Below are 20631 nucleotides of genomic sequence, written 5' to 3' on the forward strand. Positions count from 1 at the left end.
TTCTGTCCAAAGAAGAAGGCGGTCGTCACACTCCGTTCTTCAAAGGCTACCGTCCGCAGTTCTACTTCCGTACTACTGACGTGACTGGCAACATCGAACTGCCGGAAGGCGTTGAGATGGTAATGCCGGGCGACAACATCAAAATGACCGTTACTCTGATCCATCCGATCGCGATGGACCAGGGTCTGCGCTTCGCAATCCGCGAAGGCGGCCGTACCGTTGGCGCGGGCGTTGTTGCTGAAGTTATCGCTTAATTACGATAACATTTGACGCAATGCATACGGAAAGGGCATCATTTGATGCCCTTTTTGCACGCTGTTATATAGAACCTGGCTCATCAGTGATTTTCGATCATAATCATTGCTGAGACAGGCTCTGTTGCGCGGCGTAGGATACCGAGTTACGCCCAAAAGCTCATTCGGTTTGGATGCCTCGCCTTGCGGGGCAAAATAGTTTCTGAATTATTGTGGCAGGTTGGTTTATGAGTGCGAATACCGAAGCTCAAGGGAGCGGGCGCGGCCTGGAAGCGATAAAGTGGCTGGCTGTTGTTGCGTTGCTGCTGGTAGCCATCGTAGGCAATTATATCTATCGCGACGTGACGCTGCCATTACGCGCACTGGCGGTCGTGGTGCTGATTGCGGCCGCGGGCGGCATTGCGCTGCTGACGGTCAAAGGCAAAGCAACCGTGGCTTTTGCACGTGAAGCACGCACCGAAATGCGTAAGGTCATTTGGCCGACTCGCCAGGAAACGCTGCATACCACGTTAATCGTTGCCGCGGTTACCGCCGTGATGTCACTGATTTTGTGGGGGCTGGATGGTATTCTGGTCCGTCTGGTATCGTTTATCACTGGCCTGAGGTTCTGAGATGTCTGAAGCTCCAAAAAAACGCTGGTACGTCGTGCAGGCGTTTTCCGGCTTTGAAGGCCGCGTAGCACAGTCGCTGCGCGAGCACATCAAATTGCACAACATGGAAGAGCTGTTCGGCGACGTCATGGTTCCTACTGAAGAAGTGGTAGAGATCCGCGGCGGTCAGCGTCGTAAAAGCGAACGCAAATTTTTCCCCGGCTACGTGCTGGTGCAGATGGTGATGAATGACGCCAGCTGGCACCTGGTGCGCAGCGTACCGCGCGTGATGGGTTTCATCGGCGGCACCTCTGACCGCCCAGCGCCGATCAGCGATAAAGAAGTGGATGCGATCATGAACCGCCTGCAGCAGGTGGGTGACAAGCCGCGTCCGAAAACGCTGTTCGAACCGGGCGAAATGGTGCGCGTCAACGACGGCCCGTTTGCCGACTTCAACGGCGTGGTCGAAGAGGTGGATTACGAGAAGAGCCGCCTGAAAGTTTCCGTTTCTATCTTTGGCCGCGCAACGCCGGTCGAACTGGACTTCGGGCAGGTGGAGAAAGGTTAATCACCTTGTTCACATTTTGACTCTTGCAGCAGGCGCGAAATTTAACTATAATTTCGCGCCTTTTGTTTTTATGCGCTGGCAACAGCGTGTGAATTGTTATCACGGGGAGCCTGTTTTTCAGGCGCTATACCCAACTGAGGAAAAATCATGGCCAAGAAAGTACAAGCCTACGTCAAGCTGCAGGTTGCAGCGGGTATGGCTAACCCGAGCCCACCGGTAGGTCCGGCTCTGGGTCAGCAGGGCGTTAACATCATGGAATTCTGTAAGGCGTTCAACGCTAAAACGGAATCCCTGGAGAAAGGTCTGCCTACTCCGGTTGTTATCACCGTATACAGCGACCGTTCTTTCACCTTCGTTACCAAAACTCCGCCGGCCGCCGTTCTGCTGAAAAAAGCAGCGGGCATCAAGTCTGGTTCTGGTAAGCCGAACAAAGATAAAGTCGGTAAAGTAACCCGTGCTCAGGTACGTGAAATCGCAGAAACCAAAGCTGCGGACATGACTGGTGCTGACGTAGAAGCGATGACTCGCTCTATCGAAGGTACCGCTCGTTCCATGGGCCTGGTAGTGGAGGACTAAGAAATGGCTAAGCTGACCAAGCGCATGCGCGTGATCCGTGACAAAGTTGATGCGACCAAACAGTACGACGTTACTGAAGCCGTTGCTCTGCTGAAAGAACTGGCTACCGCTAAGTTTGTAGAGAGCGTGGACGTTGCCGTTAACCTCGGCATCGACGCACGTAAATCTGACCAGAACGTTCGTGGTGCGACCGTTCTGCCGCACGGTACTGGTCGTTCAGTACGCGTTGCCGTCTTTACCCAGGGCGCAAACGCTGAAGCTGCTAAAGCAGCTGGCGCTGAGCTGGTAGGTATGGAAGATCTGGCTGACCAGATCAAAAAAGGCGAAATGAACTTTGACGTGGTTATCGCTTCTCCGGATGCGATGCGCGTTGTTGGCCAGTTGGGCCAGGTTCTGGGTCCGCGCGGCCTGATGCCGAACCCGAAAGTCGGTACCGTAACGCCGAACGTTGCTGAAGCGGTTAAAAACGCTAAAGCGGGTCAGGTTCGTTATCGTAACGACAAAAACGGCATCATCCACACCACCATCGGTAAAGTGGACTTCGACGCTGACAAGCTGAAAGAAAACCTGGAATCTCTGCTGGTTGCGCTGAAAAAAGCGAAACCTGCTCAGGCGAAAGGCGTTTACATCAAGAAAATCAGCCTGTCTACCACCATGGGCGCTGGCGTTGCCATCGACCAGGCGGGTCTGAACGCAGCAGCAAACTAATTGCTGCTTGAAACGGGCGAAAAATTCACCTAGAATCTTACGCCCGTTGTTCTGGTAAAACAGACACAGAATTATATCCCGCTGTGACTTTCGCCTTCGCTTCGGCGAGGCGACGGAAACGGCGGGGTAGGTTGGAGCCAGGCCTTTCCTGGCCTCCGTCCAAGACCGCAGGCGCGGCCCATCTTCGGATGTGACGCTTAATCCCCTGCGTAGACGGTGACAGAGCCAAAAAGAATTTTTTCTTAACTGGATTCTGCTCACCGTGTTTTAGCGCTTACCTTCCTTTGGGGCGGTAGGTGAAGTGAGTTCCGGAGAAATTCATCTCCGGCCAAAATCCAGGAGCAAAAGCTAATGGCATTAAATCTTCAAGACAAACAAGCGATTGTTGCTGAAGTCAGCGAAGTAGCCAAAGGCGCGCTGTCAGCGGTTGTTGCGGATTCTCGCGGCGTTACCGTTGATAAAATGACCGAACTGCGTAAAGCAGGTCGTGAAGCTGGCGTTTACATGCGTGTTGTTCGTAACACCCTGCTGCGCCGCGTCGTTGAAGGTACTCAGTTCGAGTGCCTGAAAGACACGTTTGTTGGTCCGACCCTGATTGCATACTCTATGGAACACCCGGGCGCTGCTGCTCGTCTGTTCAAAGATTTCGCGAAAGCGAATGCAAAATTTGAGGTCAAAGCTGCAGCCTTTGAAGGTGAGCTGATCCCGGCGGCACAAATTGACCGTCTGGCAACGCTGCCGACTTACGAAGAAGCACTGGCACGTCTGATGTCGACCATGAAAGAAGCCGCTGCTGGCAAACTGGTCCGCACTCTGGCTGCTGTTCGCGATGCAAAAGAAGCGGCTTAAGGCCAAATTCTTTTCTTTCGCACTTGCTAACGTATAAACTTTTTCTGATTCTTAGGAACAATTGTCATGTCTATCACTAAAGACCAAATTCTGGAAGCCGTTGCCGCTATGTCCGTAATGGAAGTAGTTGAGCTGGTTTCTGCTATGGAAGAAAAATTCGGCGTTTCTGCTGCTGCCGCTGTAGCTGTTGCTGCTGGCCCGGCTGAAGCTGTTGAAGAGAAAACTGAATTCGACGTCGTACTGAAATCTGCTGGCGCGAACAAAGTAGCTGTAATCAAAGCCGTTCGTAGCGCAACTGGTCTGGGCCTGAAAGAAGCCAAAGACCTGGTTGAAGCAACTGGCGTGATCAAAGAAGGCATCAGCAAAGACGACGCAGCTGCACTTGAAGCTGCTCTGAAAGAAGCTGGCGCTGACGTTGAAGTTAAGTAAGACAACCTTTGGGTTGCAGCCTGAGTAAAATCAGGCTGATGGCTGGTGACTTTTGGGTCACCAGCCTTTTTGCGCTCAAGAGCCTTGATGGGGTTTCGCACTGTTTGTCCATCGCTGCTCTTCAATATCTTTTTCTATCGACGACTTAATATACTGCTTTCCTGCGCGGGTTCCCTGCCCATGCTAATGCAATGAAATGATTTAAGAGTGATAGAAAGATGTATTGCATGTGGCCTCCGTGTCGCATGAATCAAACAAAATAGTGTTGCATGAACTGTCCTTCAGGACGGACAGCGTGGGTCGACTTGTCAGCTAGCTGAGGAACCCTATGGTTTACTCCTATACCGAGAAAAAACGTATTCGTAAGGATTTTGGTAAACGTCCGCAAGTACTGGACATACCTTATCTCCTTTCTATCCAGCTTGACTCGTTTCAGAAGTTCATCGAGCAAGATTCAGAAGGTCAGTACGGACTGGAAGCAGCCTTCCGTTCCGTCTTCCCCATTCAGAGTTACAGCGGTAACTCAGAGCTGCAATACGTCAGCTACCGTCTGGGCGAACCCGTCTTTGACGTGAAAGAGTGTCAGATTCGTGGCGTGACGTTCTCTGCTCCGCTGCGCGTCAAACTGCGTCTGGTGATCTACGAGCGCGAAGCGCCGGAAGGCACCGTAAAAGACATTAAAGAACAAGAAGTCTACATGGGCGAAATTCCGCTCATGACCGACAACGGTACCTTTGTTATCAACGGTACCGAACGCGTTATCGTTTCTCAGCTGCATCGTAGTCCTGGCGTCTTCTTCGACAGCGATAAAGGTAAAACCCACTCATCGGGTAAAGTGCTCTATAACGCACGTATCATTCCTTATCGCGGTTCATGGCTGGACTTCGAGTTCGACCCGAAAGACAACCTGTTCGTCCGTATCGACCGTCGTCGTAAGCTGCCGGCCAGTATCATTCTGCGCGCGCTGAGCTACACCACTGAGCAGATCCTCGATCTGTTCTTCGAGAAAGTGGTGTTCGAGATTCGCGACAACAAGCTGCAGATGGAGCTGGTGCCTGAGCGCCTGCGTGGCGAAACCGCCTCTTTCGACATCGAAGCCAACGGCAACGTCTACGTCGAAAAAGGCCGTCGCATCACTGCGCGCCACATTCGTCAGCTGGAAAAAGATGGCATTCAGCACATCGAAGTGCCGGTCGAGTACATCGCGGGCAAAGTGGTCGCGAAAGATTACATCGACGAGAGCACCGGCGAACTGATCGTTCCGGCGAACATGGAACTCTCCATGGATCTGCTGGCTAAACTGAGCCAGGCGGGTCACAAGCGTATCGAAACGCTGTTCACCAACGATCTGGATCACGGCCCGTACATCTCCGAGACCCTGCGCGTCGACCCGACCAACGATCGCCTGAGCGCGCTGGTTGAGATCTACCGCATGATGCGTCCTGGCGAGCCGCCGACGCGTGAAGCTGCTGAGAACCTGTTCGAGAACCTGTTCTTCTCAGAAGATCGTTACGATCTGTCGGCTGTCGGCCGCATGAAGTTCAACCGCTCGCTGCTGCGTGATGAAATCGAAGGTTCAGGCATCCTGAGCAAAGAAGACATCATCGAAGTGATGAAGAAGCTGATCGACATCCGTAACGGTAAAGGCGAAGTGGACGATATCGACCACCTCGGCAACCGTCGTATTCGTTCAGTAGGCGAGATGGCGGAAAACCAGTTCCGCGTTGGCCTGGTTCGCGTAGAGCGCGCGGTGAAAGAGCGTCTGTCGCTGGGCGACCTCGACACGCTGATGCCGCAGGACATGATCAACGCCAAGCCGATTTCGGCGGCGGTGAAAGAGTTCTTTGGCTCCAGCCAGCTCTCACAGTTTATGGATCAGAACAACCCGCTGTCTGAGATTACGCACAAACGTCGTATCTCTGCACTCGGCCCAGGCGGCCTGACGCGCGAGCGCGCCGGCTTCGAAGTTCGAGACGTACACCCGACCCACTACGGTCGCGTATGTCCAATCGAAACCCCTGAAGGTCCGAACATCGGTCTGATCAACTCGCTGTCTGTGTACGCGCAGACTAACGAGTACGGTTTCCTGGAAACCCCGTATCGTCGCGTTATCGACGGCGTGGTCTCTGACGAAATCCATTACCTCTCTGCGATTGAAGAGGGTAACTACGTTATCGCTCAGGCGAACGCCCAGCTGGATGATGAAGGTCACTTCGTTGACGATCTCGTCACCTGCCGTAGCAAAGGCGAATCGAGCCTGTTCAGCCGCGATCAGGTTGACTACATGGACGTTTCCACCCAGCAGGTGGTTTCCGTCGGTGCGTCACTGATCCCGTTCCTGGAGCACGACGATGCTAACCGCGCCCTGATGGGTGCGAACATGCAACGTCAGGCCGTACCGACGCTGCGCGCTGACAAGCCGCTGGTGGGTACCGGTATGGAGCGCGCGGTAGCGGTCGACTCCGGCGTTACCGCCGTAGCGAAACGTGGCGGTACCGTACAGTACGTCGACGCATCCCGTATCGTTATCAAAGTTAACGAAGACGAGATGTATCCGGGCGAAGCGGGCATCGACATCTACAACCTGACTAAGTACACCCGTTCTAACCAGAACACCTGCATCAACCAGATGCCGTGTGTGTCGCTGGGCGAGCCGGTCGAGCGCGGCGACGTGCTGGCTGATGGCCCGTCAACCGACCTGGGCGAACTGGCGCTTGGCCAGAACATGCGCGTCGCGTTCATGCCGTGGAACGGTTACAACTTCGAAGACTCCATCCTCGTTTCCGAGCGTGTGGTTCAGGAAGATCGTTTCACCACCATCCATATTCAGGAACTGGCGTGCGTGTCTCGCGACACCAAGCTGGGGCCAGAAGAGATCACCGCTGACATCCCGAACGTGGGTGAAGCTGCGCTTTCTAAACTGGATGAGTCCGGCATCGTTTATATCGGCGCAGAAGTGACCGGCGGCGACATTCTGGTGGGCAAGGTAACGCCGAAAGGTGAAACCCAGCTGACGCCGGAAGAGAAACTGCTGCGCGCTATCTTCGGCGAAAAAGCCTCCGACGTGAAAGATTCGTCGCTGCGCGTGCCGAACGGCGTCTCCGGTACCGTTATCGACGTTCAGGTCTTTACCCGCGATGGCGTGGAAAAAGACAAGCGTGCGCTGGAAATTGAAGAGATGCAGCTGAAGCAGGCGAAGAAAGACCTGTCTGAAGAACTGCAGATCCTCGAAGCGGGCCTGTTCGGCCGTATCCAGGCGGTGCTGATCTCCGGCGGCGTAGAAGCCGACAAGCTCGACAAGCTGCCGCGCGAGCGCTGGCTGGAGCTGGGCCTGACCGACGAAGAGAAGCAGAACGCGCTGGAGCAGCTGGCTGAGCAGTACGACGAACTGAAGCACGAGTTTGAGAAAAAACTCGAAGCCAAGCGTCGTAAGATCACCCAGGGCGATGACCTCGCGCCGGGCGTGCTGAAAATCGTCAAAGTGTATCTGGCCGTTAAACGTCAGATTCAGCCGGGCGACAAGATGGCAGGCCGTCACGGTAACAAAGGTGTTATCTCCAAGATCAACCCGATCGAAGATATGCCTTACGACGAGAACGGCACGCCGGTCGACATCGTACTGAACCCGCTGGGCGTACCGTCACGTATGAACATCGGTCAGATCCTGGAAACGCATCTGGGTATGGCGGCGAAAGGCATCGGCGACAAGATCAACGCCATGCTGAAGCGTCAGGAAGAAGTCGCGAAACTGCGCGAATTCATCCAGCGCGCCTATGACCTGGGCGCGGACGTGCGTCAGCGCGTTGACCTCAACACCTTCTCTGATGACGAAGTGTTGCGTCTGGCTGAGAACCTGAAAAAAGGTATGCCGATCGCGACGCCAGTGTTTGACGGCGCGAAAGAGAGCGAAATCAAAGAGCTGCTGCAGCTTGGCGATTTGCCGACTTCCGGCCAGATCACGCTGTTTGACGGCCGTACCGGCGAGCAGTTCGAGCGTCCGGTCACTGTGGGCTACATGTACATGCTGAAACTCAACCACCTGGTGGATGACAAGATGCATGCGCGTTCAACCGGCTCTTACAGCCTGGTTACTCAGCAGCCGCTGGGTGGTAAAGCACAGTTCGGTGGTCAGCGCTTCGGTGAGATGGAAGTGTGGGCGCTGGAAGCATACGGCGCGGCATACACCCTGCAGGAAATGCTTACCGTTAAGTCTGATGACGTGAATGGTCGTACGAAGATGTATAAAAACATCGTCGACGGCAACCATCAGATGGAACCGGGCATGCCGGAATCCTTCAACGTACTGTTGAAAGAGATTCGCTCGCTGGGCATCAACATCGAGCTGGAAGACGAGTAAGCACTCGTAAGTACTGGTTACGGGGCGCGCAGTTTCGGCTGCGCGCCCCTGAGAGTTCCACTCCGACGGGAGCTAATCCGTGAAAGACTTACTTAAGTTTCTGAAAGCGCAAACTAAGACCGAAGAGTTTGATGCGATCAAAATTGCGCTGGCTTCGCCAGACATGATCCGTTCCTGGTCGTTCGGTGAAGTGAAAAAGCCGGAAACCATCAACTACCGTACCTTCAAGCCTGAGCGTGACGGTCTTTTCTGCGCCCGTATTTTCGGACCGGTAAAAGATTACGAGTGCCTGTGCGGTAAGTACAAGCGCCTGAAACACCGCGGCGTGATCTGTGAGAAGTGCGGCGTCGAAGTGACCCAGACCAAAGTGCGCCGTGAGCGCATGGGCCACATCGAACTGGCTTCTCCGACCGCGCACATCTGGTTCCTGAAGTCGCTGCCGTCCCGTATCGGCCTGCTGCTGGATATGCCGCTGCGCGATATCGAACGCGTGCTCTACTTTGAATCATACGTTGTTGTCGAAGGTGGCATGACCAACCTCGAAAAACGTCAGATTCTGACCGAAGAGCAGTACCTTGACGCGCTGGAAGAGTTCGGTGACGAATTCGACGCGAAAATGGGCGCCGAAGCGATCCAGGCTCTGCTGAAAAATATGGATCTGGAGCAAGAGTGCGAGCAGCTGCGTGAAGAGCTGAACGAAACCAACTCCGAGACCAAGCGTAAGAAGCTGACCAAGCGCATCAAGCTGCTGGAAGCGTTCGTACAGTCCGGCAACAAGCCGGAGTGGATGATCCTGACCGTGCTGCCGGTGCTGCCGCCGGATCTACGTCCGCTGGTTCCGCTGGACGGCGGTCGTTTCGCTACGTCGGATCTGAACGATCTCTATCGTCGCGTCATCAACCGTAACAACCGTCTGAAGCGTCTGCTGGATCTGGCTGCGCCGGACATCATCGTACGCAACGAAAAACGTATGCTGCAGGAAGCGGTCGACGCCCTGCTGGATAACGGTCGTCGCGGTCGTGCGATCACCGGTTCCAACAAGCGTCCGCTGAAATCTTTGGCCGATATGATCAAAGGTAAGCAGGGTCGTTTCCGTCAGAACCTGCTCGGTAAGCGCGTTGACTACTCCGGTCGTTCTGTTATCACCGTGGGTCCATACCTGCGTCTGCATCAGTGCGGCCTGCCGAAGAAAATGGCGCTGGAGCTGTTCAAACCGTTCATCTACGGCAAGCTGGAGCTGCGTGGCCTGGCCACCACCATCAAAGCCGCGAAGAAAATGGTTGAGCGCGAAGAAGCGGTCGTCTGGGATATCCTGGATGAAGTTATCCGCGAGCACCCGGTTCTGCTGAACCGTGCGCCGACGCTGCACCGTCTGGGTATCCAGGCGTTTGAACCGGTTCTGATCGAAGGTAAAGCTATTCAGCTGCACCCGCTGGTGTGTGCGGCCTATAACGCCGACTTCGATGGTGACCAGATGGCAGTTCACGTACCGCTGACGCTGGAAGCCCAGCTGGAAGCGCGTGCGCTGATGATGTCTACCAACAACATCCTGTCACCTGCGAACGGCGAGCCAATCATCGTTCCTTCTCAGGACGTTGTACTGGGTCTGTACTACATGACCCGCGACTGTGTTAACGCCAAAGGCGAAGGCATGGTGCTGACTGGCCCGAAAGAAGCCGAGCGTGTTTATCGCGCTGGCCTCGCATCGCTGCACGCTCGCGTGAAGGTACGTATTACCGAACACGAGAAAAACGAGCAGGATGAGTGGGTAGCTAAAACCAGCATCATCGACACCACCATCGGCCGCGCCATCCTGTGGATGATCGTGCCGAAAGGTCTGCCGTTCTCTATCGTTAACCAGGCGCTGGGCAAAAAAGCTATCTCCAAAATGCTGAACACCTGTTACCGCATTTTGGGCCTGAAGCCGACTGTTATCTTTGCTGACCAGACCATGTACACCGGTTTCGCTTACGCTGCCCGTTCAGGCGCGTCTGTCGGCATCGACGACATGGTTATCCCAGAGAAGAAAGTGGAAATCATCACCGAAGCGGAAGCAGAAGTGGCTGAGATCCAGGAGCAGTTCCAGTCTGGTCTGGTTACCGCGGGCGAGCGTTACAACAAGGTCATCGATATCTGGGCTGCGGCGAACGAGCGCGTAGCGAAGGCGATGATGGAAAACCTCTCGACTGAAACCGTGATTAACCGTGACGGCGAAGAAGAGAAACAGGTTTCCTTTAACAGCATCTTTATGATGGCTGACTCCGGCGCGCGTGGTTCTGCGGCGCAGATTCGTCAGTTGGCAGGTATGCGTGGTCTGATGGCGAAGCCGGACGGCTCCATCATCGAGACGCCGATTACCGCGAACTTCCGTGAAGGTCTGAACGTACTCCAGTACTTCATCTCGACCCACGGTGCGCGTAAAGGTCTTGCGGATACCGCACTGAAAACCGCGAACTCTGGTTATCTGACGCGTCGTCTGGTTGACGTTGCGCAGGATCTGGTTGTGACCGAAGACGACTGCGGCACCTTCGAAGGCATCATGATGACGCCGGTTATCGAAGGCGGCGACGTTAAAGAGCCGCTGCGCGAGCGCGTACTGGGTCGTGTAACCGCAGAAGACGTGCTGAAGCCGGGCACCGCTGACATCCTGGTTCCGCGTAATACGCTGCTGGATGAGCACTGGTGTGATGTGGTTGAACAGAACTCTGTCGACACCATCAAGGTTCGCTCCGTTGTTAGCTGTGAAACCGATTTTGGCGTATGTGCGCACTGCTACGGTCGCGACCTGGCACGTGGTCACATCATCAACAAAGGTGAAGCGATCGGTGTTATCGCGGCACAGTCCATCGGTGAGCCGGGTACACAGCTGACCATGCGTACGTTCCACATCGGCGGTGCGGCATCGCGTGCGGCAGCTGAATCCAGCATTCAGGTGAAGAACAAAGGTACTATCAAACTGACCAACGCCAAGTCGGTAACCAACTCCGCTGGCAAACTGGTTATTACCTCGCGTAACGTCGAACTGAAAATGATCGATGAGTTTGGCCGTACTAAAGAGAGCTATAAAGTCCCTTACGGCGCGACCATGGCGAAAGGCGACGGCGAACAGGTTGCAGCGGGCGAAACCGTAGCAAACTGGGATCCGCACACTATGCCGGTTATCACCGAAGTAAGCGGCTTCATTCGCTTTACTGACATGATTGATGGCCAGACCATCACGCGTCAGACTGACGAACTGACCGGCCTCTCTTCGCTGGTGGTACTGGATACCGCAGAGCGTACTGCTGGTGGTAAAGACCTGCGTCCGGCGCTGAAAATCGTCGACGAGCAGGGCGAAGACGTTCTGATCCCGGGCACCGACATGCCGGCTCAGTACTTCCTGCCAGGCAAAGCGATCGTGCAGCTGGAAGATGGTAAGAAAATCAGCTCTGGTGACACCCTGGCGCGTGTGCCTCAGGAATCTGGCGGTACCAAGGATATCACCGGTGGTCTGCCGCGCGTTGCCGACCTGTTCGAAGCGCGTCGTCCGAAAGAGCCAGCAATCCTGGCGGAGATCAGCGGCATCATCTCCTTCGGTAAAGAGACCAAAGGTAAACGTCGTCTGGTGATTACGCCGGTTGATGGCAGCGAGCCGTACGAAGAGATGATCCCGAAATGGCGTCAGCTCAACGTGTTTGAAGGCGAGCGCGTAGAACGTGGTGACGTGGTTTCCGACGGTCCGGAATCTCCGCACGACATTCTGCGTCTGCGTGGCGTCCATGCTGTGACCCGTTACATCACTAACGAAGTGCAGGAAGTTTACCGCCTGCAGGGCGTTAAGATTAACGATAAGCACATCGAAGTCATCGTTCGCCAGATGCTGCGTAAAGCAACCATCATGAGCGCGGGAAGCACCGACTTCCTGGAAGGTGAGCAGGCGGAAGTCTCTCGCATCAAGATCTCTAACCGCGATCTCGAAGCGAATGGCAAAATCGGCGCGACCTACATGCGCGATCTGCTGGGTATCACCAAAGCGTCACTGGCAACCGAATCGTTCATCTCGGCAGCCTCGTTCCAGGAGACAACGCGTGTCCTGACCGAAGCCGCTGTTGCAGGCAAGCGCGACGAACTGCGCGGTCTGAAAGAGAACGTGATCGTGGGTCGTCTGATCCCGGCCGGTACCGGTTACGCTTACCATCAGGATCGTATGCGTCGTAAAGCCGCAGGCGAAGCACCGGTAGCGCCGCAGGTTACTGCGGATGAAGCCTCTGCCAGCCTGGCTGAACTGCTGAACGCCGGTCTCGGCGGCAGCGACAACGACTAATCGCTCTTCGCGTAATAAAAACCCTGCCTCGGCAGGGTTTTTTTTTGCATGTAAAAGAGATAGCCGCCACTTCAGGTGAACCATTGAACAGGCTTGCGGTTGGTGAAGCCTGAATAACAACCTGACAGAGCATCGTGCAGTTCATGCCACCGTAGACGCAAACAGCACCTCGAAGCTGTGCATTGGCCCCATTTCAATAATCTGTACAGAGAGCAAACCGGCTTCGACCATCGGCAAACGCGCCACCAGCGTTTCCAGCTCGTCACGGGCGGAAGTTTCGTAAATAACGCTAACAATCACCGGGCTAGGGGAGAAATAGATCTCCCGCAGCGCGCCAGCCTTATAGTCATGCCATACCGCCTGCATCTCTGCCACTGCATAAGGCTTGAACTCTGCTGGATCGCGACCGACAGCGGGTATGAGTAGAACTAAAAATTTCATATCATGCTCTCCTTTAAGAGGCTCAACGTTATCAGCCGTAGCCACGCGCTTGTAGGCTGCCCGGCAGCAAGGAGATATTGACCAGATGGCAACACCGCTCTTTTCATCCAGCCTGACGCAGCTGCTCTGGTTCGCGCGTATCGTTGAAGCCGGATCCTTTGCCGAAGCCGCGCGCCGTGCCGGCACAACCACCTCGGCCGTCTCTAAAGCGTTAAGCCGGTTCGAGAGCCAGCATGGCGTGCGCCTGCTGCACCGCACCACGCACGCGCTGTCGCTCACCGAAGAGGGTGAGAGAATGCTGATGCTGGCGCGCGGGCTGCTGGAGGAGGTTTCTCAGGTTGAAAGCGCGCTGAACGGCATCGAGGGCGAAGGCGCCAGCGGCCGGGTGCGCATCTCCGTGCCGTCCTCTTTTGGGCGCGCCTGTATCATGCCAGCGCTGCCGGCCTTCCTTGCCGCGCACCCTGAGATCTCGCTGGAAATGCATTTCAGCGACGCGATGGTGGATTTAGCGAGCGGCGGCTTTGATTTCGTGATCCGTTCCGGCCCGCTGGAAGCCTGGCCGGGTCATTCCGCCCGCAAGCTTTTTAGCTTTCCCTGGGTCGCCTGCGCAACGCCCGGCTATCTGGCGCAGCACGGCGAGCCTGCTACGCCTTTCGAACTCAGCGCGCATAGTCAGATAGGCTTCTGGAATCTTAATAAAGGACGGGCGGACGCCTGGCGCTTTCGTTCGCCTGAGGACGACAGAGCGGTGCGCTGGGAACCCGCCTCGCGCTATCTGTTCGACGACGGTCAGGCGGCGTGGCAGATGATTCGTGCCGGGTGCGGCATTGGCTGGGCGCCTGCCTGGCTGGGCGCATCCGATTTCGCCAGCGGCGAAGTGGTTGAGATACTAAAAGAGTGGCGGACGAAGAGAGTGAATATGTGGGTGCTGCGTCTGGAACGGCGATTAACGCCTCGACGAACGCAGACGGTTATCGATTTTTTAACCAGACTTTTCCTGCCCTATGAATCTTTGGTGTAGCTAGCGCGCGTAAAGGCGCTGCTTGCTGGCGGACAGGAGCTCTCTGCCCGCCAGGGTAAAAAGAGAACGAGGCGCGCTGCGTGGTCCTTCAGCACGCTAGCGTCTCTCGCTTTCAATATCGCCGCGCGTCAGGCCGATATCTTTGAGCTGCGCATCGCTGAGCTGCAGCAGGATCAGCCGCGTCTTACGCCGCTGGTGGAGCGTCCTCAGGCTGCGCGCGATAGCGCGTAGCAAAGACCAGGGCGTAACTGAAAAAGGTTTTGCCGCACAGTTTTCTTCGTATCCCATTTTGCTTTCCTCATCAGGTGAACTGAGGAATAGTTTCTGCCTGAGGGCGTAAAGGATACAGACGCAAAATTCGATTTTATTTAACATACAGATTGCCGTAAGCGGCGTCTGAATGGTAAAAAATAAGCCTGTCTGTACTGTTTTTTAACTTCTCAGGCTGACGGGAGCCGAACATGACGCGTTATCAACAGCTGGCGATGCACCTGGCGCAGCGCATTGAACAGGGGCTTTACCGCAGCGGTGAGAAGCTGCCGTCAGTGCGCACGCTGAGCCTTGAACATGGCGTCAGCATTAGCACCGTGCAGCAGGCGTACCACGTGCTGGAGGAGAAGCAGCTGATTACGCCGCAGCCGCGTTCCGGCTATTTCGTCGCAACGCGTAAGGCCGCGCCGCCGGTGCCGGCGCTGACGCGTCCGGTGCAGCGCCCGGTAGAGATCACTCAGTGGGAGTCGGTGCTGGATCTGCTCGAGAGTCGTCAGGAAGGCGATATGCTGCAGCTGGGTAGCGGCATGCCCAACCTCACCCAGCCGACCCTGAAACCACTGTGGAAAATTCTCAGCCGACAGGCGCAGCGGCAGGAAACGCAGCTTCTCAGCTACGACAATCTGTATGGCGTAACCGGCTTGCGCGAGCAGGTGGCGCGGCTGGCGATCGATAGCGGCTGCCAGCTGTCGGTTGACGATATCGTCGTTACCACCGGCTGTCATGAGGCGCTGTCGGTTTCGATCCGCGCGGTATGCGAGCCGGGCGATATCATCGCGGTAGAGTCGCCGTCGTTTCACGGCATTATGCAGACCCTGCGCGGCTTCGGCATTCGCGCCATTGAGATCCCTACCGATTCGGTCACCGGCATCAGTCTGGAGGCGCTGGAGCTGGCGTTTGAGCAGTGGCCAATCAAAGCGGTAATGGTGGTGCCTAACTGCAACAATCCGCTGGGTTTTATTATGCCGGAGGCGCGTAAGCGCGCGCTGCTGACGCTGGCGCAGCGTTTTGACGTAGCGGTGATTGAAGACGACGTTTACGGCGAGCTGGCCTGGGAGTATCCGCGGCCCGCCACGTTGAAATCGTTCGATCTGGACGGCCGGGTGCTGCTGTGCAGCTCTTTCTCGAAAACGGTAGCGCCTGGCCTGCGCATCGGTTGGGTTGCGCCGGGACGCTATCGCGATCGCGTGCTGCATATGAAATATATCGCCACCGGTTCCAGCAACACGCTGGCGCAGCATGCGATGGCGGAGTTTATTCGCCAGGGCTACTATCAGCCGCATCTGCGTCGCATGCGTCAGCTTTATCAGCGCAACTACGACTGCTTCAGCTGCTGGGTACGCCACTATTTTCCCTGTGGCATCTGCGTCTCGCGTCCGCAGGGCGGCTTTATGATGTGGGTTGAACTGCCGGAAGCGTTTGACGCCGTGCGGCTTAATCGCGAACTGCGCGATTCGCATATTCAGATTGCGGTCGGCTCGCTTTTTTCTGCGTCGGGAAAATATCGCAACTGCCTGCGACTGAGCTTCGCGGTAACACCGGACGACCGTGTGGAACAGGCGCTGGCAAAAGTCGGTCAGGCGGTCGAGCGCGCGATAGCCGCCTGCGCGGGCGAACACTCTCCACACTCTCTGCAGCATGATACCCTCCTGGCTAAATAGTTGAGGCAGGGCCAGAGAGGTGAAGGGGAGGTTCTGGCCCTGGCCGGGCAACAGACCCGGCGAAAGCCACTGTAGCGCAGCAGAATAACGGCGCGAGCGAGAAAGCCTGTCGCTGCGCGCCGTTTTCCACACTTTTTACCGCTGTTGCAGGATGTTGTCTTTTTTTGCGCGGCGCGTCCCGCGTTACGCTTCCGGCGGTTCCGCCAGCGCCAGCAACGCCTGGGTCGCGGCGCGCCAGTCCGGCGCCTGGGTAATGGCACTGACGACGGCGATGCTGCCGACGCCGGTCGCCAGCACCGCCGGCGCGCGCGCCAGGCTGATGCCGCCAATCGCCACAGTTGAGACGCCCTTAAGCCGCGAGATATGCCGCTGAAGCTCGGTCAGCCCCTGCGGCGCGGAGGGCATCGCCTTGGTCTCGGTAGGGAAAATATGTCCCAGCGCGATATAGGAAGGGCGTATCGCCAGCGCGCGATCCAGCTCGTGGTCGTCGTGCGTCGACACGCCCAGTCGCAGGCCCGCCTCACGAATGGCATTCAGGTTCGCGACATCCAGATCCTCCTGACCCAGATGCACGCCGTAGGCGCGGTGCTTAACTGCCAGCCGCCAGTAGTCGTTGATAAACAGACGGGCGTTGTAACGCTTGCCGAGCGCGATCGACTCGATAACCGCAGGCTCTACCGCTTCATCCTCCCAATCTTTAATACGCAGCTGGATAGTGCGCACGCCGACCTCCAGCAGTCGCGCAATCCACTCCACGCTGTCGACGACCGGATAGAGCCCTAAGCGCGAGGCGGTAGCAGGGAAAGGGGCGTTCATCGTTTCTCCTCGTTCAGCGCATCGGCTGAGTGGTAAAGCTCGGCGCCGCGGCGGCGAAAGGTTTCAGACATCTGCTGCATACCGATGGCGATCGGCTGCGCCTCGGCCTGGCTGGCTGCATAGTCGCGCACTTCCTGGCTGATTTTCATCGAGCAGAATTTGGGGCCGCACATCGAGCAGAAGTGTGCCACTTTACCCGATTCCTGGGGCAGGGTTTCGTCGTGATAGGCGCGCGCGGTATGAGGATCGAGCGCCAGATTGAACTGATCCTCCCAGCGGAATTCAAAGCGCGCTTTGGACATGGCGTTATCGCGGATCTGCGCGCCGGGATGCCCCTTCGCCAGATCCGCCGCGTGGGCGGCGATCTTATAGGTAATGAGCCCCTGCTTAACGTCCTCTTTATTTGGCAGGCCGAGATGCTCTTTGGGCGTAACGTAGCAGAGCATGGCGCAGCCGAACCAGCCGATCATCGCGGCGCCGATGCCGGAGGTGAAGTGATCGTAGCCGGGCGCGATATCAGTGGTTAGCGGACCGAGCGTATAGAACGGCGCTTCGTGACAGTGCTCCAGCTGCTCGGTCATATTACGGCGGATCATCTGCATAGGAATATGGCCGGGACCTTCGATCATCACCTGCACGTCATACTCCCAGGCGATCTTCGTCAGCTCGCCCAGCGTGCGCAGCTCGGCGAACTGCGCCTCGTCGTTGGCGTCCTGAATTGAGCCGGGACGCAGGCCGTCGCCAAGCGACAGCGAAACGTCGTAGGCGGCGCAGATTTCGCAAATTTCGCGAAAGTGCGTATAGAGAAAACTTTCGCGGTGATGCGACAGACACCATTTCGCCATAATCGACCCGCCGCGCGATACGATGCCGGTCAGGCGTTTCGCCGTCATCGGCACATAGCGCAGCAGCACGCCGGCGTGGATAGTGAAGTAATCGACGCCTTGCTCCGCCTGCTCCAGCAGCGTGTCGCGAAACACTTCCCAGTCGAGATTTTCCGCAACGCCGTTGACCTTTTCCAGCGCCTGATAGATGGGTACGGTGCCGATGGGCACCGGGCTGTTGCGCAGGATCCACTCGCGCGTTTCATGAATATAGCGCCCGGTGGAGAGATCCATCACAGTATCGGCGCCCCAGCGCGTCGACCAGACCAGTTTCTCCACCTCTTCTTCGATAGAGGAGGTGACCGCCGAGTTGCCGATGTTGGCGTTGACCTTGACCAGAAAGTTGCGGCCGATGATCATCGGCTCCGATTCGGGATGGTTGATATTCGCGGGAATAATGGCGCGTCCGGCGGCCACTTCCTGGCGCACGAACTCAGGGGTGATGTTTTCCGGCAGCTGCGCGCCGAAGCCGTGGCCGGCATGCTGCTGACGCAGCACTTCGCTGCGAATGCGTTCGCGGCCCATATTCTCGCGCAGCGCGATAAACTCCATCTCCGGCGTGACGACGCCCTGACGGGCATAGTGAAGCTGGGTAACGCGCCGCCCCGCTTTTGCGCGTCGCGGCTGCGGCAGCCGCTCGAAACGCAGATGATCGAGCCCGTCGTCGGCCAGACGCTGCTGCGTATAGCGCGAGCTGGTGTGCGTCAGAACCTCACTATCGTCGCGTGTGGCAATCCAGTCGGCGCGCAGCTTTGCCAGCCCACGCTGTACGTCGATAACGGCATCGGGGTCGCCGTAGGGACCGGCAGTATCGTAGACCGGCACCGCCTCATTCCCTTCATAGCGCGGACGATCTTTATCGCCGCCGAGCAGCGTTGGGCTGAGCTGGATCTCGCGCATCGGCACGCGAATATCGGCGCGGCTGCCCTGGATCCAGATACGTTTCGAGTTGGGAAAGGCGACGCCGCTCTGAAGCGCTTCAATAAAAGCCTGCGCCTGAGCGCGCTGTTCACGTCGGTTGGTTTTGGTCATAGACATAGCAATTTTCCTGTTGAGGGGGAACGTTGCTTGTCCGGAGTTCGGAAGGAGTAACAGAAACGGCAGGCAGGATCGCCAGCGTACTGATGATGTTTACTCTTGTTCCCTTCGCAGGTTCTAACCTGATCAGGTTCCGCGGATCCCGAATTAACGGTCTCAGCCCAGGGGGCACTCCGACAAGATTTCGTTTTACGTTTTAAGCTACTTAGCTTGCCATTTCGCGCCTGGGCAGTGCTCGTGACGGTCACATACTTCAGTATGCTCCCGTCCCTGCGCGCTGTCCGAGCGTGAACTGGCTGCGCACGCTACGCTTAAAACGCCAGTGCATTTTGCACAAAAACAAAACGGGTTTTCGACGATAACGTCGAAAACCCGTTCAGCATAGAAGGGCCGCTTCAGAATAACAAGCGATTTACAATTGGCTAACCTTAAGCCGGACGCGACAGCTGCGTGCTGTCGTTGGCCACCGGCGCACGCACCAGACTGTTGTCCCACGCAAGCTGGATCAGCTTATCTTCCAGGGTAAAGCGCGCTTCCAGCACTTCGCCGACTTCCGACAGCGCCAGCTGAAAATCGACGCAGTTATCGTCGTCAATCGACTGCTGCAGATGGCCATCATAGAGCTGCATCAGGCGCTCGGTGTTGGCTTCCAGCGGCGGATAGACCTGCGCAGCGGCAATCATCGGGCTGTCGCCTTCCATCTCGTTGATGATGCGCTCGTAAATGCTGAAGTGACCGGCGGAAAGGTAATCGACCAGGCCGTGACAAAAATTGTCGAGGGCCTGCTCGTCTAACGTCGTGAGCGCCTCTTTGTTAGGCTTTAGCCCAACCAGGTGGTAATAAGAAACAAGAAGCTGGCGACGGGCGTCCAGCCACGTGTCTACCAGTTCGTTGCTGCCACCTACGCGCTCGGTCAGGACGTTTAACTGGTTAAGCATATCTGACTCCATGTAAAGAAGGTTCCCTTCCCGTCACGCTGCGGCTGGCCTGGCGCCGCCTGCAAGCTGGACGATTTAGGGTATAGTTGTTTGTCTACACACTTAACATCAGGACTTCAGCGTATCGATAAGACGCTAAGGATGACGATTAGATGCAACATGAGATCTCAAGCGTAGACGCTGGATGGTGGATTGTCAGCCATGAACAGAAACTTTGGTTGCCGCAAGGCGATCTGCCGCACGGCAGCGCCGCTGCGTTTAAGCTGGCAGGCAGCAAGGCGCAGGCGGTCGGCGAGTGGCAGGGCGAAACGGTATGGCTGGTGTGTGAGAGCCGCGATCGCGACATGTTCTCGGTGCGTCAGCTGATCGATGAAGAGCCAGGGCTGTTTCAGCTTGCCGGGCGCGCCGTGCAGCTGGCAGAGTTTTACCGCTCGCATCGCTTCTGCGGCTACTGCGGCCACGAAATGCATCTGAGCAAGCATGAAAATGCCTGCCTCTGCGGACACTGCCGCGAACGCTACTATCCGCAAATCGCGCCCTGCATTATCGTCGCTATCCGACGCGGCGACGAGATATTGCTGGCCAACCATGCGCGTCATCGCAACAGCATCTATACCGTGCTGGCGGGCTTTGTCGAGGTGGGCGAGACGCTGGAGCAGGCGGTCGCGCGCGAGGTGATGGAAGAGAGCAACGTCCGCGTCAAAAACTTACGCTACGTCACGTCGCAGCCCTGGCCCTTCCCGCATTCGCTGATGATGGCCTTTATGGCGGAGTATGACGGTGGCGATCTGCAAATCGATAACAAAGAGCTGCTGGACGCCGGCTGGTACCGCTACGACGCGCTGCCGCAGCTGCCGCCGCCGGGCACCGTGGCGCGCCGGCTAATCGAAGATACCGTCGCCATCTGCCGCGGCGAGGCGTAAGAAGT

16 protein-coding genes, 1 pseudogene and 1 riboswitch are annotated in these 20631 nt (G+C 56.7%); of the genes and pseudogenes, 12 read left to right on the forward strand and 5 right to left on the reverse strand.

All coding sequences use genetic code 11. The annotated features are described in order from the left end of the window. From tuf to rpoC, 9 genes and pseudogenes are all read left to right on the forward strand, one after another. Positions 1–254: pseudogene (gene tuf / locus JS46_RS21915) on the forward strand (elongation factor Tu); the annotation flags it as partial. A 227-nt stretch (positions 255–481) separates the two neighbouring features. Then, complete coding sequence (secE, locus tag JS46_RS21920; protein WP_033755817.1) at positions 482–865, forward strand: preprotein translocase subunit SecE; 384 nt, start codon at positions 482–484, stop codon at positions 863–865. A gap of 1 nt (position 866) precedes the next feature. Then, positions 867–1412 carry a transcription termination/antitermination protein NusG gene (gene nusG / locus JS46_RS21925; RefSeq protein ID WP_012439920.1) on the forward strand — a complete coding sequence of 182 codons (546 nt, stop codon included), beginning with the start codon at positions 867–869 and terminating at the stop codon, positions 1410–1412. Between the two features lie 147 nt (positions 1413–1559). Beyond that, on the forward strand, positions 1560–1988 hold the full coding sequence (gene rplK / locus JS46_RS21930; RefSeq protein ID WP_013507401.1) for a 50S ribosomal protein L11: 429 nt from the start codon (positions 1560–1562) through the stop codon (positions 1986–1988). A 3-nt stretch (positions 1989–1991) separates the two neighbouring features. Beyond that, positions 1992–2696 (forward strand): 50S ribosomal protein L1, encoded by a 705-nt coding sequence (rplA, locus tag JS46_RS21935; RefSeq protein WP_033755823.1) that lies wholly within the window; start codon positions 1992–1994, stop codon positions 2694–2696. Between the two features lie 351 nt (positions 2697–3047). Continuing rightward, positions 3048–3545 carry a 50S ribosomal protein L10 gene (gene rplJ / locus JS46_RS21940; RefSeq protein ID WP_011091858.1) on the forward strand — a complete coding sequence of 166 codons (498 nt, stop codon included), beginning with the start codon at positions 3048–3050 and terminating at the stop codon, positions 3543–3545. A gap of 66 nt (positions 3546–3611) precedes the next feature. Next, on the forward strand, positions 3612–3974 hold the full coding sequence (gene rplL / locus JS46_RS21945; protein ID WP_033755825.1) for a 50S ribosomal protein L7/L12: 363 nt from the start codon (positions 3612–3614) through the stop codon (positions 3972–3974). Between the two features lie 328 nt (positions 3975–4302). Then, the gene (gene rpoB, locus JS46_RS21950; protein ID WP_033755827.1) at positions 4303–8331 is read left to right on the forward strand and encodes a DNA-directed RNA polymerase subunit beta; all 4029 of its coding nucleotides are present in this window, start codon (positions 4303–4305) and stop codon (positions 8329–8331) included. Positions 8332–8410: 79 nt separating this feature from the next. Beyond that, positions 8411–12634 (forward strand): DNA-directed RNA polymerase subunit beta', encoded by a 4224-nt coding sequence (gene rpoC / locus JS46_RS21955; protein ID WP_033755829.1) that lies wholly within the window; start codon positions 8411–8413, stop codon positions 12632–12634. A gap of 141 nt (positions 12635–12775) precedes the next feature. Here the strand turns inward: rpoC and JS46_RS21960 are convergent, their stop codons facing one another. After that, entirely contained in the window at positions 12776–13075 is a 300-nt protein-coding gene (locus JS46_RS21960; RefSeq protein WP_033755831.1) for a hypothetical protein, read from the reverse strand. 85 nt (positions 13076–13160) lie between these two features. On the opposite strand from JS46_RS21960, the gene JS46_RS21965 reads away from it, so the two are divergent. Next, positions 13161–14096, forward strand: a complete 936-nt coding sequence (locus JS46_RS21965; protein WP_051905670.1) for a LysR family transcriptional regulator — start codon at positions 13161–13163, stop codon at positions 14094–14096. Between the two features lie 96 nt (positions 14097–14192). On the opposite strand, the gene JS46_RS21970 is transcribed toward JS46_RS21965, so the two are convergent. Further along, positions 14193–14384 (reverse strand): DUF1127 domain-containing protein, encoded by a 192-nt coding sequence (locus JS46_RS21970; protein ID WP_033755833.1) that lies wholly within the window; start codon positions 14382–14384, stop codon positions 14193–14195. 173 nt (positions 14385–14557) lie between these two features. On the opposite strand from JS46_RS21970, the gene JS46_RS21975 reads away from it, so the two are divergent. Continuing rightward, complete coding sequence (locus tag JS46_RS21975) at positions 14558–16027, forward strand: PLP-dependent aminotransferase family protein (protein WP_033755835.1); 1470 nt, start codon at positions 14558–14560, stop codon at positions 16025–16027. Between the two features lie 183 nt (positions 16028–16210). Here JS46_RS21975 and thiE read toward each other — a convergent pair whose 3' ends face one another. The 3 genes from thiE to JS46_RS21990 all read right to left on the reverse strand — a co-directional run bounded on the left by thiE (position 16211) and on the right by JS46_RS21990 (position 19703). Next, positions 16211–16843, reverse strand: a complete 633-nt coding sequence (gene thiE / locus JS46_RS21980; RefSeq protein ID WP_033755836.1) for a thiamine phosphate synthase — start codon at positions 16841–16843, stop codon at positions 16211–16213. Continuing rightward, positions 16840–18765, reverse strand: a complete 1926-nt coding sequence (gene thiC, locus JS46_RS21985; protein WP_033755837.1) for a phosphomethylpyrimidine synthase ThiC — start codon at positions 18763–18765, stop codon at positions 16840–16842. Before thiC ends, thiE begins: the two co-directional genes overlap by 4 nt. Positions 18766–18851: 86 nt before the next feature. Further along, positions 18852–18951, reverse strand: a riboswitch (TPP riboswitch). Positions 18952–19193: 242 nt separating this feature from the next. Then, positions 19194–19703, reverse strand: coding sequence for an Rsd/AlgQ family anti-sigma factor (locus JS46_RS21990; RefSeq protein ID WP_033755838.1), 510 nt, complete (start codon positions 19701–19703; stop codon positions 19194–19196). A 152-nt stretch (positions 19704–19855) separates the two neighbouring features. Here JS46_RS21990 and nudC point away from each other — a divergent pair, with 152 nt between their 5' ends. After that, positions 19856–20626, forward strand: coding sequence for an NAD(+) diphosphatase (gene nudC, locus JS46_RS21995; RefSeq protein ID WP_033755840.1), 771 nt, complete (start codon positions 19856–19858; stop codon positions 20624–20626). Positions 20627–20631: the final 5 nt, after the last annotated feature.

The sequence above is a fragment of the Pantoea sp. NGS-ED-1003 genome, assembly GCF_000738765.1.
Taxonomy (GTDB): domain Bacteria; phylum Pseudomonadota; class Gammaproteobacteria; order Enterobacterales; family Enterobacteriaceae; genus Pantoea; species Pantoea septica.

Excerpts from the sequence above, each read along its gene's own strand:
- thiE (WP_033755836.1), bottom strand. The coding sequence starts at position 16,843 with ATGAACGCCCCTTTCCCTGCTACCGCCTCGCGCTTAGGGCTCTATCCG.
- rplL (WP_033755825.1), top strand. The coding sequence starts at position 3,612 with ATGTCTATCACTAAAGACCAAATTCTGGAAGCCGTTGCCGCTATGTCC.
- rplK (WP_013507401.1), top strand. The coding sequence starts at position 1,560 with ATGGCCAAGAAAGTACAAGCCTACGTCAAGCTGCAGGTTGCAGCGGGT.
- JS46_RS21960 (WP_033755831.1), bottom strand. The coding sequence starts at position 13,075 with ATGAAATTTTTAGTTCTACTCATACCCGCTGTCGGTCGCGATCCAGCA.
- JS46_RS21975 (WP_033755835.1), top strand. The coding sequence starts at position 14,558 with ATGACGCGTTATCAACAGCTGGCGATGCACCTGGCGCAGCGCATTGAA.
- JS46_RS21990 (WP_033755838.1), bottom strand. The coding sequence starts at position 19,703 with ATGCTTAACCAGTTAAACGTCCTGACCGAGCGCGTAGGTGGCAGCAAC.
- secE (WP_033755817.1), top strand. The coding sequence starts at position 482 with ATGAGTGCGAATACCGAAGCTCAAGGGAGCGGGCGCGGCCTGGAAGCG.
- thiC (WP_033755837.1), bottom strand. The coding sequence starts at position 18,765 with ATGTCTATGACCAAAACCAACCGACGTGAACAGCGCGCTCAGGCGCAG.
- JS46_RS21965 (WP_051905670.1), top strand. The coding sequence starts at position 13,161 with ATGGCAACACCGCTCTTTTCATCCAGCCTGACGCAGCTGCTCTGGTTC.
- JS46_RS21970 (WP_033755833.1), bottom strand. The coding sequence starts at position 14,384 with ATGGGATACGAAGAAAACTGTGCGGCAAAACCTTTTTCAGTTACGCCC.
- rplA (WP_033755823.1), top strand. The coding sequence starts at position 1,992 with ATGGCTAAGCTGACCAAGCGCATGCGCGTGATCCGTGACAAAGTTGAT.
- nudC (WP_033755840.1), top strand. The coding sequence starts at position 19,856 with ATGCAACATGAGATCTCAAGCGTAGACGCTGGATGGTGGATTGTCAGC.
- rpoB (WP_033755827.1), top strand. The coding sequence starts at position 4,303 with ATGGTTTACTCCTATACCGAGAAAAAACGTATTCGTAAGGATTTTGGT.
- nusG (WP_012439920.1), top strand. The coding sequence starts at position 867 with ATGTCTGAAGCTCCAAAAAAACGCTGGTACGTCGTGCAGGCGTTTTCC.
- rplJ (WP_011091858.1), top strand. The coding sequence starts at position 3,048 with ATGGCATTAAATCTTCAAGACAAACAAGCGATTGTTGCTGAAGTCAGC.